This is a genomic window from Dyella marensis (genome assembly GCF_900112865.1).
GTDB lineage: Bacteria > Pseudomonadota > Gammaproteobacteria > Xanthomonadales > Rhodanobacteraceae > Dyella_D > Dyella_D marensis_A.
This window is the reverse complement of record NZ_FONH01000010.1, coordinates 30221-44878: the sequence shown is the minus strand read 5'-3', so window position 1 is coordinate 44878 and position 14658 is coordinate 30221. Positions and strand designations below refer to the sequence as shown.

Sequence of the window (14658 nt, the reverse complement as noted above, 5' to 3'; positions counted from 1 at the left end):
CCATGCTCGGGCTCCTAGCCATCGATCGGCTCGAGGCCGTGGATCTGGCGGATGCCCAGTCCCGGCGCGTCGGTGATCGAGATCTCCGATTCGTTGAAATTGACCCCGCCGTCCACCGGGTCGTACTGGCACAGCGAGGGGCCGTCCAGGTCCACCTTGGTGATCACGTCGGCCTTGGCCACCGCCACGTGCACCGCGGCGGCCACGCTGATGCTGCTCTCCAGCATGCAGCCGATCATGCAGTCGATGCCGTGCAGGCCGGCGATGTCGGCGATGCGGATGGCGTTGGAGATGCCGCCGGTCTTCATCAGCTTGATGTTGATGATGTCGGCCGCGCGCAGGCGGATCAGCTCGATCACTTCCATCGGGCCGAACACGCTCTCGTCGGCCATCACCGGCGTGTGCACGCGTTCGGTGACATAGCGCATGCCTTCCAGGTCGCGCGCCTTCACCGGCTGCTCGACCAGTTCCAGCTTCACGCCGGCATCTTCCAGCGTCTGCAGCGCGTACACCGCCTGCTTGGCGGTCCAGCCCTGGTTGGCGTCCAGGCGCAGCAGCGCGCGGTCTTCCACCGCGGCGTAGATCGCCTTGACGCGCTCGATGTCGACGCCGATGTCCTTGCCGACCTTGATCTTCAGCGACTCGAAGCCGCGCTCCACCGCGCTGATCGAGTCGGCCACCATCTTGTCGATGTAGTCCACGCTGATGGTGATATCGGTGGTGATCACCGGATCGCCACCGCCCAGCAGCTGGTACAGCGGCGCCTTGTACAGCTGGCCCCACAGGTCGTACACCGCGATCTCCACCGCCGCCTTGGCGCTGGTGTTCTTTTCCATCGAGGCCTGGATCAGGTGGGTGATCCGGTTGAGGTCGGCCACCTCGTGGCCGATCAAGCGCGGCGCGATGTAATGACGGATCGCGTCGACGATGGAGCCGTGCGTATCGCCGGTGATCACCGCGGTGGCCGGCGCCTCGCCGAAGCCGACGTGGCCGGTATCGGTGTGCACCATCACCACGATGTCGTCCACTCGCTCGACCGTGCGCAAGGCCGTCTTGAAGGGCGTCTTCAGCGGCACCCGCAGCATGCCGAACTGGATATCGGTGATTTTCATGAGGTCCGTCTGTCTTGGAGTCTGGTCGTCGGGCTTTCAGCGGATGCGCACGATGCTGGTCATGCGGTCGATATAGCTCTGCTTGTCGTTGAACATCAGCGGGCGCAGCGGCGTCACCGACACTTCGTTGAGCTTGACCCGCCGCATGCCGCCCTCGCTGCGATAGCTCAGCCCGCCGGTGTCGTGGATCACGTAGGGTTCGCCGTCGATGCGGCCGAGCATCATCATCACGTGGCCGGGGATGTAGATCAGGTCGCCGACCTGCAAGGCGTCGATGGCCTTCTCGCGCGCGGCGCGGCCGTCCTTGTCGGTGAACAGGGTGTGCTCCAGCCCCGGGCTGACCGCCTGCGCGCTGGTATTGCGCGGCATCTGCACGCCCATGCTGCGGTAGACGTCGGAGACGAAGCCGCTGCAGTCGCGCGCGTCGTAGGCATGGCCCCAGCCGTAGCGTTCGCCGAGGAACTTGAAGGCCTGGCGAATCAGGTTGGCGCGGGTCAGCGGCAAGTAGTCGGCCGCGCTGTCGGTGTTCTTCTGCAGCAGCGCGGGGCTGAAGGCGAGCGAGCCGTCGGGCCGGCGGAGCGGCAGTTCCAGCGTCCAGGCGCTGTAGGCGTGCTGTCCGTTGACCGGCTGGTCCGGCGCCAGGCCCTGGGCCAGCGGCACCCGCGTGCCCATGTCCAGCTGCAGTTGCGCCAGCGCCGGTTGCTCGCGGGTATAGACCGTGTGTTCGGTGCCGCCGGTGATCACGCGGTACGGTGTCTTGTCCGCATACCCGAGCACCTGCTCGCGGCTGCCCTCGGCCACCGCGTCGCGCTCCACCCAGGCCGCATAGCGCGGGCTCACCACGAACAGCCAATGGCCGTCCTGGCTGGCGTGGACGATCGCCACCGGCGTGCCGGGGAACTCGGCCGTCTCCTGGAAACGGTCGATGTCGATATCGCCCTTGTGACTGAACACGCGCAGCGCGGTGGGAAAGGTACGCAGCGCAGCGCGATGCACGATCAGGCCGTAGCGCGTCTTCTGCGTCGCCGGCACCTGGTCCAGCGCCAGCGCCGGCAGCAGCGCGTCGAGCGTGGCGACGGGCACGGGCTGGCCGGCTTCGTCGTACAGCTCGCGCGACGGGCGCCTGGACAGATCCTGGATCCACTTCAGCACCTGCGTGCGGTCCAGCATGGCCGGCAGTGCATGCAGGTCGTGCATGGTCGGATCGACCTGCAGCAGTTTCGCGTTGCGTTCGGCCATCGTGGCGGCATCCAGCACCACGGTGTCGGGCGACGGCGCCTGGCGCACCCAGAATGCCGGATCGAGCTGCTCCGGCCCTACGCCGATCACGCCCGAGGGCGGCACCGGCAGCGTCGGCACGTCGCGCGCATGCAAGGCCGCGCCCATGGGCAGCAGCAGGACCAGGCAGGCGGCGGCAAGCGGATGGCGCATGGTTTTCTTCCTCATCGACAGAAGCCGGCGCTCACGCCGACAGCATGGACAACACCGAGGCCACCAGCAGCCCGAAACCGGTACCGAGGATATAGCCGAGCAGAGCCAGCAGGACGCCCACCGGCACCAGCGGCCGCGCGTACGTGGCGGCCAGCACCGGCGTGGCGGCGACGCCGCCGATATGCGCCAGCGAGGAAATCCCGCACAGGTACAGATCGAAGCGGAACAGCTTGGCGAACAGCGCCAGCAGCACCGCCTGGATGCCGATGATGCAGACACCGCACAGCAGGTACAGCGGCGCGCGGCCCATGCCTTCGAAGTTGCTCTGCGAGGCCAGCACCGCCACCACCGCGACCAGCAACGTGCCGGAGATCTTGCCCGCACCGGGCAGCCGCGCCAGCGGCGTATGCGCGGCGACCAGGCCCAGGCCGGTGGCCAGCAGGATGGTCCAGGTGGTCGGACTGACCATGCCGGATGCCGGCAGGCGAGCGCCCAGCCAGGCGGAGCCTGCCGCCACCAGCAACGCCAGGCCCAGCCACAGCAGCACGCTGTCCGTGGTCGGCGGGCTGTCCTGGCGCGTCTGGGCCACCACCAGTTCCGCGCTGGAGGTGGCGCGGGTCCAGCGGTTGAAGGCCGGCGCCAGGCGCGCCACCGAGAACAACACCACTACCCACATCGAGTAGCACAGCGCATCGGTCAGCAGGCTCATGGCCAGGTGCGTATCGGACATGCCGATCGCCTGCTTCACCGCGATCATGTTCGCCGTGCCGCCCATCCAGCTGCCGCTGAGCGCGGCCAGCGGATGCCAGGCATCGCCCGGCAGCCAGTGGCGGAACATCAGGTAGGTGAGCACGAAGGCGGTGAACAGGCTCACCGAGGTGCAGGCGAATACCGCCAGCACGCGCGGCCCCAGCGCGAAGATCGCGCGCAGGTCGCAGTTGATCATCAGCAGGAACACCAGCGCCGGCACCATGCGCTCCACCAGCATGCCCTGCGCCGCCTGGATCTCCGCGGTGTTCTTCCACAGGCCAGACACGGCCAGCGCCGTGACCAGCAGATAGGTGAGCACGATGGGCGGCAGCACATTGAAGATCCGCCAGCCGAACTGCCTTTCCAGCGCGGGAAATGCCCCCGCCGCCAACAGCATCAGCACCAGGTAAGGCCAGACCGTCTGGATCATCGAACCCCCTCGTTGAGTGGCCGCCGGATGGCCGGCCGGTGACGCTGCGACAGGCTTGGAATAGCTAATTCCTGTCAATTCCTATTGAAGCATAAATTATTGACCAGGGATTGCAAGCATGCTACACAGCGTTTTCAACAACTTCTTGCGGGGGAGTTCGTGTGTTGAAAACGGCCGGCTCGCCATCGAGGTCACCCGCCGCGCGCGCCCTGCGCCGCACGGCTTTCGCGCTGGCGCTGTGCTGCGCGAGTTCTTCCGTTTTCGCCGTGGAATCCCCAGCGCAGGCCAGTCTGCCCGACACGATCGCGCAGATCGACGCCGGTCATTTCAAGCAGGCCGACGCCGCGATCGGGCAGGCCCTCGCCCAGCCCGGCCTGTCCGCGCAGACGCGCCAGGACTGGCTGTTCCAGCGCGAGCGCATGCGCCGCATCCTGCTCGACTTCACCCTCGACGCCGACGCGGTGAAGGCGCGCTTGCGCAAGCAGATTCCCGATCTGGGCGACGCCGAATTCGCGCGCTGGGACGCCGCCGGCCTGTTCGAGCACCAGGTCATCGACGGCCGCACGCTGTACTTCAAGCGTTCGCCCGGCAACTTGTTCCGGCTGAGCGCACAAGCGCGCGACCGGCGCGCCGACAAGGCGCCGATCACCGACGGCCCGATGGAGACGCTCAACGATTACCACCGCCAGGTGCGTGCCGCCGCGCTGGCCGGGCACAAGACCAGCGTGCTGCCGCATCGCGTGCGCATGACGCAGACGCTCACCGTCGATGCCAACGCGGTGCCCGCGGGCGAGACGGTGCGGGCGTGGATTCCGTATCCGCAGGAGCTGCCCGGCCAGCAGGACGACATCGAGTACGTCGCCAGCGTGCCGGCGAAACACGACATCGCCCCGGCCACCGCGCCGATGCGCACGGTGTACCTGGAACAGCCGGCCAAGGCCGGCGAGAAGACGGTGTTCTCGGTGACCTACGAGGTCACGCTCTCCGCGCAATACCGCCAGATCGATCCGGACAAGGTCACCGCCGCGCGCATCACGCCGGAGCTTGCGCCCTACGTGGCCGAGCGCGCGCCGCATGTCGTGTTCACTGACGACCTGCGCAAGTTCTCCAAGGATGCGGTGGGCGAGGAGAAGAACCCTTACCGCATCGTGCAGAAGCTGTTCGCCGCGGTCGACCGCATCCCCTGGGCCGGCGCGCGCGAGTACTCCACCATCAGCAACATCAGCGACTACACCCTGCACGCCGGCCACGGCGACTGCGGGCAGCAGACGCTGCTGCTGATCACGCTGCTGCGGCTCAACGGCATTCCGGCGCGCTGGCAGTCCGGCATGGTGTTCGCCGAGAACGGCTACGACAACATCCACGACTGGGGCCAGGTCTACCTGGCGCCTTATGGCTGGGTGCCGATGGACGTGACCACCGGCCAGCTGCATCCGGCCACCGCCGCGGATGCACCGCTGCAATGGTTCTACCTGGGCGGCCTGGACGCCTGGCGCATCGCCTTCAATGGCGATTTCGGCCAGCCCTTGGCGCCGCCCAAGCAGCAGTTCCGCTCCGACAACGTCGATTCGCAACGCGGCGAGGTCGAGTGGAAGGGCGGGAATCTGTACTTCAACCAATGGGACTACCACTTCCAGTGGCAGCTGCTGCCGGACGCGCGGGGGCGTGCCGGCGGTTAGCTCGAGTTCTTTTCGCAAACGCATCGACATCACGTTGGGGAGACGGGGAGATGGGGGAGATGAGCAGTCGCTATCTGCGCAAGACCGCACTGTGCCTGAGCCTGGGCATGGCCTTCGCGCTGCCGGCCTGGCAGGCGCACGCCGCCAATAACGACGGCACTATCGTGGGCCGCACGCAACCCGGCGCGGTGGTGACCGTGCGCGATCCGGCCACCGGCCTGTCGCGCACCACCACGGCGGACGAGAAAGGCAATTACCGCATTCCGTTCCTGCCGGTGGGCAAGTACGTGCTGGAAAGCCGCAAGGACGGCAATCTCACCACCCAGCCCGCCGACGTGACCGTGACCCTGGGCAACGCCACCACGGTGAACCTGGGCGTGCGGGAGCTGGAAGGCGTCAGCGTCACCGCCACCAGCGTGATCACCGCGGTGGATGTCAGCTCCACCGAGTCGGCGGTCAACATCAGCCGCGAAGATCTGCGCCGCCTGCCGGTCGACCAGAACATCGCCTCGGTCGCCCTGCTCGCCCCGGGCGTCAACCAGGGCAACTCCAGCTTCGGCGGCATCAGCTTCGGCGGCTCGTCGATCGCGGAGAACGCGATCTACGTCAACGGCCTCAACGTCACCGACTTCTACAACCGCAACGGCTATTCGGAAGCGCCATTCGCGTTCTACCAGGAGTTTCAGGTCAAGACCGGCGGCTACTCGGTGGAGTTCGGCCGCACCACCGGCGGCGTGATCAATGCGGTGGCGCGCTCGGGCAGCAACCAGTTCAAGTGGGGCACCGAGCTGACCATGGAGCCCGGCGCCTGGCACGACAAGCCGAAGAACCGCTACGACGCCGACGGCAACCGCTACCTCGCCTCCAGCGAGGACCGCGACTCGCTGATGAAGACCAATGTCTACGCGTCCGGCCCGATCGTGAAGGACAAGCTGTTCTTCTTCGCCATGTACGAGGCGCGCGGCAGCTCGCCGCGCAACACCAGCGACGACGGCACCACCTTCACCAGCAACGGCGCCCACAACGGCTTCTGGGGCGCCACCATCGACTGGCACATCAACGACAGCAACCTGTTGTCGCTGATGGCCTTCTCCGACAAGAACAAGAACACCGGCGACGTCTACGACTACACCTTCGACACCCGCACGCTCGGCGCCAAGACCAACGAGATCTATACCGACTCCGGCGGCAGGAACTGGGCGCTGACCTACACCAACTACCTTACCGACGACCTGTCGATGAAGTTGCTGTACGGCAGCAACAAGCGCAACGCGTTCACCCGCTCGCTCAGCGATATCGAATGCAACCGCGTGGTGGCCGAAACCAAGGTCACCAACGCCGTGCCGGTGCCCGGCAACGTGCCGCTGGGCTGCACCACCAACTCCACGGTGGAGAAGCGCGACGACACCCGCAAGGAGGCGCGCGCCGACTTCGAATGGAAGCTGGGCGACCATCTGGTGCGCTTCGGCTACGACCACGAGAAGGACACCTCGATCTACCAGCGCCACTACACCGGCCCCGGCGCGTTCTACTACAACATCTATTACGCCACCCCGGGCTCGACCATCAACAACACCGGCGGCGTGCTGCCGGCCGGCTACACGGCCTATGTGCGCGCGCGCCGCTACGAGATCGCCGGCACCTTCCAGACCACCAACTCGGCGTACTACCTGGAGGACAGCTGGCAGATCACGCCGACCTTCCTGTTGAACGCGGGCCTGCGCAACGACGGCTTCGACAACAAGGCCGCCGACGGCAGCAGCTACATCAAGATGAAGAACATGCTGGCGCCGCGCCTGGGCTTCTCCTGGGACATCAAGGGCGACGGCACCACCAAGCTGTTCGGCAACCTGGGCCGCTACTTCCTGCCGGTGGCCAACGTGATCAACATCAAGCAGGCCGGCGGCCTGCTCGACGAGCGCACCTACTACGCCTTCGGCGGTTGGCAGATCCAGGACCGCAACGGCAACCAGTACGCGATCCCGGTGCTCGGTCCGCAGTTGGGCGGCGTGGATACCTCGCAGGGCGACGGCAAGGTCGGCGACCTGCGCTCGCAGGTCGACCACGACATGGACCAGGTATTCCAGGACGAGGCCATCCTCGGCTTCCAGCAGATGCTGGACAAGAGCTGGTCCTGGGGCGTCAGCGCTACTTACCGGCGCCTGCACAACGCCATCGACGACATGGAGATCAGCGCCACCGGCAAGTGCGGCGGCGACGGCTATATCGGCTGGGTGATGGGCAACCCGGGCAAGAAGGTCACCGTGTGGGGCGATACCAACTGCGACGGCACTGCCGACGGCTGGGTCACCGTGGACACGGCCAAGGAAGGCTGGGCGATGTACGACGCCGACGGCAACTACCTCGGCCAGCGCGGCTGGGTGAAGCCCAAGCGCACCTATACCTCGGTGGAGTTCCAGCTGGACCGCGCCTGGGACAATAAGTGGGCGTTCAATGCCTCGTACACGCTGGCGTGGAATCGCGGCAATGCCGAAGGCCCGGTCAATTCCGACACCAACTTCGACGACACCGGCCGCACCGAGAACTTCGACAATCCGTGGGTCAACTACGGCGGCGACGGTTATCTGCCGAACGACCACCGCCACCAGCTGAAGCTGCGCGGCACCTATGCGCTGACTCCGCACTGGCAGTTCGGCGGCGACCTGACCGTGCTGTCCGGCGGCCCGATCACCGGCTTCGGCGTGGGCAATCCGTACGATGCGACCAACTACCACAGCTATTACATCTGCGTGGCCAACTGCTCGTCCGACCGCTCCGAGGACCGCGTCTACGAGCGCTCCCCGCGCGGCAAGTACGGCACCATGCCGTGGACCTACAACCTCGGCGCCAGCGTCACCTACCTGCGTTCGCTGGGCGACAGCGGCCAGCTGCGCGTGAAGTTCGCCGTCTACAACCTGCTCAACCAGCAGCGCACGGTGGCGGTCGACCAGGATCTGCAGACCTCGATCAGCGACGGCACCAATTCCACGTTCCGCCAGCCGCTGCGCTTCCAGGCGCCGCGTTTCGCCCAGCTGACGGTTTCGCTGGACTTCTGACAGGTGTACTCCCCAAGGCGGCCCGCGTGATTTCGGGCCGCCTTTTTTTATTGGCGACACTATCCCAAAGTGGAGTCCTTCTCCCTCCGGGAGAAGGTGGCGGCAGCCGGGTGAGGGTGCGGGCGGAGCGGTGCACATCACTCTTGCGCTTCGCCCGTACCCTCACCCCCACCCCTCTCCCGGCGGGAGAGGGGCTCACGTTGAGGCACTCATGCAGCACTCCAAGCTTCCTGCGGACGACTCGCCGAATCCCGACGCCCTGTTCGACGGCGTCGACCTCCGCCGCCTCGCCGAACGCATCCCCACCCCCTTCCACGCCTATTCCGCCAATGCCATCCGCACCCGCATCGCCGGCCTGCAACAGGCGCTGCACGGTTTCGATGCGCTGCTGTGCTACGCGGTCAAGGCCAACAGCAACCTCGCCATCCTGCAGCTGATGGCCGAGGCCGGCGTGGGCGCCGACATCGTCTCCTCCGGCGAGCTGTGGCGCGCGCTGCACGCGGGCATCCCGGCGCAGCGCATCGTGTTCTCCGGCGTGGGCAAGACGGCGGCGGAGATCGCCGAGGCGCTGGCCGCCGGCATCCTGCGCTTCAATGTCGAATCGGCCGACGAGCTGGAGCTGCTGCAGCGGATGGCGGCCGAGCTCCACGTCGTCGCGCATGCCGCGGTGCGCATCAATCCCGATGTGGACGCGCAGACCCACGCCAAGATTTCCACCGGCAAGGCAGAGAACAAGTTCGGCGTGAGCATCGATGAAGCGCGCCGCTGGTTCGCCGACAGCGCGCGCCAAGCCAACGTGCGGCTGGACGGCCTGCACGTGCATATCGGCTCGCAGATCCTCAGTGTCGAGCCGTTCCGCCTGGCCTTCGCGCGCGTGGCGGCGTTCTGGCGCGAACTGGAAGCCGCCGGCCACGCCATCGCCAGCATCGACGTCGGCGGCGGCCTCGGTGTGCGCTACCGCGATGGGCAGGTGCCGATCCCACCCGGCGACTACGCGGCCGCCATCCGCGAAGCGCTGGCCGGATTCAGGGGTCGCCTGCTGCTCGAACCCGGCCGCTACCTGGTCGCCGAAGCCGGCGTGCTGCTCACCCGGGTGGTGCGCGTGAAGCACGGCGAGCGCCGCCGCTTCCTGGTGCTGGATGCGGCGATGAACGATCTATTGCGCCCCAGCCTCTACGACGCCTGGCACGACATTGTCCCGCTGCTCGACGACGCGCGCCCGCCGCATCGCTACGACGTGGTCGGCCCGGTCTGCGAAACCGGCGACACCTTCGCGGTGGAGCGCGAGCTGCCCGAACTGCATGCCGGCGAGCTGGTGCTGATCCGCACCACCGGCGCCTATGGCGCCGCGATGGCGTCCACCTACAACTCGCGCCCGCTGGCCGCCGAAGTGCTGCTCGACCGCGGCCGGCATGCCATAGTGCGGCGGCGACAGAGTCTCGAAGACATGGTCGCCGGCGAGCAGCCGGCCCGGCATTGGGAAACCGCATGAAGCTATGGCCCTACCTCGGCGCACTGGCGCCGCTGCTGCTGTGCACCGGCCCCGCCATGGCGGGCCAGGATCCGCCCGTCACCATCGACACCCACGTCGATATCCCGCTGGCCTACATGCACCAGCCGCGTTTCGACGCCGGCAAGGACACGCCACTGCTGGTCGACCTGGGCAAGATGGAGCGCGGCGGGCTCAACGCCGCGTTCTTCGTGATCTATGTCGAGCAGGGGCCGCTCGACGCCAAGGGCTATGCCAAGGCGGTGGCGCAGGCCAGGCGCAAGTACGCCGACATCCACCTGCTGGTGCAGCGCTATCCGCAGCGCATACGCCTCGCCACCACGCCGGAACAGGTGCTGGCCAACCGCAAGGACGGCGTGCTCTCGGCGATGATCGGCATCGAGAACGGTTATTCGCTCGGCCACGACCTGAAGAACCTGGACTGGGCCTTCGCCCAGGGCGCTCGCTACATCGGCCTCACTCACGTCGGCCACAACGACCTGTGCACCAGCTCGATGCCCACCGCGGAGCTTGGCGATCCGCCGCTCAGCGATGCCGGCCTCAGCGCGTTCGGGCGCCAGGTGGTGGAGCGCGCCAACCGCCTCGGCATCATGGTCGATATGTCGCACAGCTCCGACGCCTGCGTGCGCGACGTGCTGAAGTTGTCCAAGGCGCCGGTCATCGCCTCGCATTCCGGCGCGCACGCCCTGGTGAACCACCCGCGCAACCTGCCGGATGATCTATTGCGCGCGATCGCCGCCAAGGGCGGCGTGGTGCAGGCGGTGGCGTACAAGGGCTTCCTCAAGCTCGATCCGGGCCGCGAGCTGGCCGAAAAGGCCCTGCAGGCGCAGGTAGCCAAGCGGGTCGGCGACAAACAGTACGACAGCGAGAAGCACGATTTCCTGCCGGCCTATGTCGACGGCATGCGCCGTATCGATGCCGCCTTCCCGCTGCCGACCCTGGACGATTACGTGGCGCAGATCCGCCACATGGTCGACGTCGCCGGCATCGACCATGTCGGCCTCGCCTCGGATTTCGACGGTGGCGGCGGCATCGACGGCTGGCGCGATGCCAGCCAGACCCGCAACGTGACCGAGGCCTTGCGCAAGGCCGGCTTCAGCGATGCGGACATCGCCAAGCTGTGGGGCGGCAATCTGCTGCGCGTGTGGCGGGCAGTGGAGCAGGCGGCCGATGCGCCGGCTCGCTAAGACGCTGCTCGCCGCGCTCGCCTTCGCCGCGGGAGCGGCAAGTGCGCAGACGCCGAAGGAACGCTTCGACCCGCTGGTCGATGCCGTGGTCGCGCGCTATCACCTGCCCGGCATCGCCGTCGGCGTGATCGAGAACGGCCAGGTCGTCTACCGCCGCACCGCGGGCGAACTCGCACTGGGCTCCGGCCAGCCGGTGACCAACGACACGCTGTTCAAGATCGCCTCCAACAGCAAGGCCATGACCGCCACCCTGCTCGCGCGGCTGGTGCAGCAAGGCAAGCTGCGCTGGGACGATCCGGTGAAACGCTGGATTCCCGCGTTCCGCATGTTCGACCCGTGGGTGACCGAGCACATGCAGCTGGGCGACCTGCTCACCCATCGCAGCGGCCTGGGCGAAGGTGCGGGCGACCTGATGCTGTGGCCGGAACCGAATGCGTTCACCCGCAAGGACATCGTCGCCGCGCTGGCCTATCTCAAGCCGCGCTACGACTTCCGCGCCGGTTATGCCTACGACAATCTGCTCTACGTGGTGGCCGGCGAAGTGGCCGCCGCGGCCGGCGGCGCGCCTTACGAGACGCTGCTGCGGCGCGAAGTATTCCAGCCGCTGGGACTGTCGCGCTGCCAGGTCGGCAGCTGGCGCCGCGATGCGCTGGCGCCGGTAGCGGTACCGCATGCCCGCCGCGACGATGGCTTCGTCGCGCTGGCGCCCGCCGATCCGCAAGTGCATCCCAGCACCATGGAAGCCGCCGGCGGCGTGCAGTGCAGCCTGGACGACATGCTGGCCTGGGCGCGCCAGTGGCTGGCGCCGACGGCGGATCAGCTGGCCTGGCTGCCGCAGGCCCAGCGCGACAAACTGTGGACGCCCTACACGCCGATGCCGATCTCCGCGCAGCGGCGCGCCTGGGACGGCACGCGCCTGTACGCCTACGGCTACGGCTGGCGCATCGCCGACGTCGATGGCGCCCTCACCGTGTCGCACACCGGCACGCTGTCGGGCATGTATTCGGCGCTGTACCTGCTGCCGGACCGGCGCGACGGCTTCGTCGTGCTGATCAACGGCGACGCGGAAGATGCGCGCACCGTGCTGATCGAAGTGCTGCTCAAGCAGTTCACCGCGCCGGACAAGGCACGCGGCGTGGCGGCTTATGCGAACGAACTGGCCGCGAAGGAAAGCCATCGCCACGCCTCGCGCGTGCCGGACACCTCGGCGCGGCGCCCGGCCACGCGCAAGGAACTCGCCGGACTGCTGGGCATCTGGCGCGATCCATGGTTCGGCGAGGTGCGCCTGTGCCCGCGCGGCGACGGTGTCGCCTTCGAGGCCGCCAAGTCGCCGCGCCTGCGCGGCCCGGTGCTGCGCGTGGGCAACCAGTACCTGGTGCAGTGGGAGCACGGCGACGCCGAGGCCTGGCTGCATGCGCCCACCGACAAGGCCGGCAACCTGCATATGAGCAAGGTCGATCCCGATGCCGATTTCAGCTACGACTTCGAAGATCTCGCGTTCAAGCGCGTGCGCGACTGCGATTAGGCGGCTGGCGCCGCTGGCCGCCGTCGCGCTGCTGGGCTGCACCGCGCCCGCGCCGAAACCGCCCGTGGCCACCGGCACGCTGGCGCAGGCCGGCCTGGTGGATATCCGCACCTTGGCGCCTGACATCGCCGAGGACCTCAAGTACGCCGGCAGCGACAACTTCGTCGGCACGCCGGTCGACGGCTACGAGGCCGCCAGGTGCTATCTGCTGCGGCCCGCCGCCGAAGCGCTGGCGAGGGTGGAGCGCGGTCTTCGTGCCGGCCACCGGCGCCTGCTGCTGTGGGATTGCTATCGCCCTGCCCGCGCCGTCGCCCATTTCGTACGCTGGGGCGGCGACCTGGCCGACCAGCGCACCAAGGCCGCGCACTATCCGCATCTCGACAAGCGCGTGCTGCTCGGCGACTACATCGCGCCGCGCTCGGGCCACAGCCGCGGCGCGACGATGGATCTCACGCTGATGCAATGCGATGCCGGCGACGCCCACTGCGCGCCGCTCGACATGGGCACGCCGTTCGACTACTTCGATCCGCTGGCCAACACCGACAACCCGGACGTGACACCGGCACAGCGCGCCAACCGCGACCTGCTGCGCGAGGCGATGCGCCGCGGCGGCTTCCGCAACTACAAGTTCGAGTGGTGGCACTACACGCTCGATCCCGAGCCCACGCCCGATACCTACTACGACCTGCCGATCCGCTGAGGCCAGCCATGCGCCACTTCGCGTTCCTCGCCGCCGCCCTGCTGGCCCTGGTTTCCTCCGCTTCCCGCGCGGACGACGCTGCCGCCCTGATGCAGCCCTACACCGGCAAGGTGCCCGGCGCCGCGCTGCTGGTGCTGAAGGACGGCAAGCCGGTGCTGCGCAAGGCCTACGGCTACGCCGACCTGGAACACGGCGTGGCCGCCACGCCGGCCACCAACTACCGGCTGGCGTCGATCAGCAAGCAGTTCACCGCCGCCGCCATCCTGCTGCTGGCCGAGGACGGCAAGCTGAAGCTGGACGACTCCGTGCGCCGCTGGCTGCCTTCGCTGCCGGCGAGCGACCAGGGCATCACCATCCATCACCTGCTTTCGCATGCGTCAGGCCTGATCGACTACGAAGACCTGATGCCGCCGGGCACGACCAGGCAACTGAACGACGGCGACGTGCTGCGCATGCTCTCCGCCGAAACGCGCAGCTACTTCGCACCGGGCACCGGCTATCGCTACAGCAACAGCGGCTACGTGCTGCTGGGCCTGATCGTCGAGCGCGCCTCGGGCCAGCGCCTGCCGGATTTCCTGCGGCGTCGCATCTTCAAGCCCCTGCATATGGACCATACCCTGCTGCGCGAACCGGACGGCCCGCAGCCGGAGCATCGCGCCTATGGCTACAGCGAGCAGGACGGCCGCTGGGTGTGCACCGACCAGGACCTGACCAGTGCCACCCGCGGCGACGGCGGCATCTATTCGTCGATCGATGACCTCGCGCGCTGGGATGCGGCGCTGTACGACGGCCGCCTGCTCAAGGACGCCTCGCGCCGCCTGGCGTTCGCCGCGCAGAACCATGTCACCGGTGAAGCGGATGTCGACGCCTACGGCTACGGCTGGCGCATCCACGGCGAGGTGCGCTGGCATTCCGGCGAGAGCATCGGCTTCCGCAACGTGATCGTGCGCTGGCCGAAGCAGCGGCTCACGGTGATCCTGCTGAGCAACCGCAACGATCCCGAGCCGTACCGCACCGCGCTGGACATCGCCCGACCGTATCTTGAGCCGTAACCCGTAGGTTGGGGTGAGCCGCCGGCGAACCCCAACGTGGCTGTGCCGTGACGGGGCTGTTGGGGTTCGCCGGCGGCTCACCCCAACCTACGTCATTCATTCGAGTCTGTGCGGTACTTCGCTAACCGGCCCATCGCATCTGGCCAGCCCCCCGCCGCGCGGTAAGATGCCCCGGGCCATGGGGACCGACCATGGCCGACACGGACAAAGGATTGCTCAATGCGCA

Annotated in this window: 10 protein-coding genes; 7 read left to right on the top strand and 3 right to left on the bottom strand. The window is 67.7% G+C overall.

Annotated elements, in window-relative coordinates:
* Positions 1 to 14: 14 nt before the first annotated feature.
* From BM172_RS13865 to BM172_RS13855, 3 genes are read right to left on the bottom strand one after another with little or no spacing between them, the layout of a single operon-like run.
* Positions 15 to 1112, bottom strand: coding sequence for a dipeptide epimerase (locus BM172_RS13865; RefSeq protein WP_026633857.1), 1098 nt, complete (start codon positions 1110 to 1112; stop codon positions 15 to 17).
* A gap of 36 nt (positions 1113 to 1148) precedes the next feature.
* The gene (locus BM172_RS13860; protein ID WP_026633858.1) at positions 1149 to 2543 is read right to left on the bottom strand and encodes a C40 family peptidase; all 1395 of its coding nucleotides are present in this window, start codon (positions 2541 to 2543) and stop codon (positions 1149 to 1151) included.
* A gap of 31 nt (positions 2544 to 2574) precedes the next feature.
* Positions 2575 to 3723 carry a DUF819 family protein gene (locus BM172_RS13855; protein WP_026633859.1) on the bottom strand — a complete coding sequence of 383 codons (1149 nt, stop codon included), beginning with the start codon at positions 3721 to 3723 and terminating at the stop codon, positions 2575 to 2577.
* A 164-nt stretch (positions 3724 to 3887) separates the two neighbouring features.
* Between BM172_RS13855 and BM172_RS13850 the strand changes: the two genes are divergently transcribed.
* The 7 genes from BM172_RS13850 to BM172_RS13820 all read left to right on the top strand — a co-directional run bounded on the left by BM172_RS13850 (position 3888) and on the right by BM172_RS13820 (position 14432).
* Complete coding sequence (locus tag BM172_RS13850) at positions 3888 to 5402, top strand: transglutaminase-like domain-containing protein (RefSeq protein ID WP_428844769.1); 1515 nt, start codon at positions 3888 to 3890, stop codon at positions 5400 to 5402.
* 59 nt (positions 5403 to 5461) lie between these two features.
* Positions 5462 to 8458 carry a TonB-dependent receptor gene (locus BM172_RS13845; protein ID WP_026633860.1) on the top strand — a complete coding sequence of 999 codons (2997 nt, stop codon included), beginning with the start codon at positions 5462 to 5464 and terminating at the stop codon, positions 8456 to 8458.
* Positions 8459 to 8669: 211 nt separating this feature from the next.
* Positions 8670 to 9950, top strand: a complete 1281-nt coding sequence (gene lysA / locus BM172_RS13840; protein ID WP_026633861.1) for a diaminopimelate decarboxylase — start codon at positions 8670 to 8672, stop codon at positions 9948 to 9950.
* Entirely contained in the window at positions 9947 to 11155 is a 1209-nt protein-coding gene (locus BM172_RS13835) for a dipeptidase (protein ID WP_026633862.1), read from the top strand. The genes lysA and BM172_RS13835 overlap by 4 nt, the downstream gene beginning before the upstream one ends.
* Complete coding sequence (locus BM172_RS13830; RefSeq protein WP_035322426.1) at positions 11139 to 12680, top strand: serine hydrolase domain-containing protein; 1542 nt, start codon at positions 11139 to 11141, stop codon at positions 12678 to 12680. Before BM172_RS13835 ends, BM172_RS13830 begins: the two co-directional genes overlap by 17 nt.
* Positions 12619 to 13380: a M15 family metallopeptidase gene (locus tag BM172_RS13825; protein ID WP_081805027.1), complete on the top strand. Its 762-nt coding sequence runs from the start codon at positions 12619 to 12621 to the stop codon at positions 13378 to 13380. The genes BM172_RS13830 and BM172_RS13825 overlap by 62 nt, the downstream gene beginning before the upstream one ends.
* Entirely contained in the window at positions 13377 to 14432 is a 1056-nt protein-coding gene (locus BM172_RS13820) for a serine hydrolase domain-containing protein (protein WP_026633865.1), read from the top strand. Before BM172_RS13825 ends, BM172_RS13820 begins: the two co-directional genes overlap by 4 nt.
* Positions 14433 to 14658: the final 226 nt, after the last annotated feature.

What these genes read in the sequence shown, in the direction of transcription:
- BM172_RS13865 (WP_026633857.1), bottom strand. Translation starts at nt 1,112, where the DNA reads ATGAAAATCACCGATATCCAGTTCGGCATGCTGCGGGTGCCGCTGAAG.
- BM172_RS13860 (WP_026633858.1), bottom strand. Translation starts at nt 2,543, where the DNA reads ATGCGCCATCCGCTTGCCGCCGCCTGCCTGGTCCTGCTGCTGCCCATG.
- BM172_RS13855 (WP_026633859.1), bottom strand. Translation starts at nt 3,723, where the DNA reads ATGATCCAGACGGTCTGGCCTTACCTGGTGCTGATGCTGTTGGCGGCG.
- BM172_RS13845 (WP_026633860.1), top strand. Translation starts at nt 5,462, where the DNA reads ATGAGCAGTCGCTATCTGCGCAAGACCGCACTGTGCCTGAGCCTGGGC.
- lysA (WP_026633861.1), top strand. Translation starts at nt 8,670, where the DNA reads ATGCAGCACTCCAAGCTTCCTGCGGACGACTCGCCGAATCCCGACGCC.
- BM172_RS13835 (WP_026633862.1), top strand. Translation starts at nt 9,947, where the DNA reads ATGAAGCTATGGCCCTACCTCGGCGCACTGGCGCCGCTGCTGCTGTGC.
- BM172_RS13830 (WP_035322426.1), top strand. Translation starts at nt 11,139, where the DNA reads ATGCGCCGGCTCGCTAAGACGCTGCTCGCCGCGCTCGCCTTCGCCGCG.
- BM172_RS13825 (WP_081805027.1), top strand. Translation starts at nt 12,619, where the DNA reads ATGCCGATTTCAGCTACGACTTCGAAGATCTCGCGTTCAAGCGCGTGC.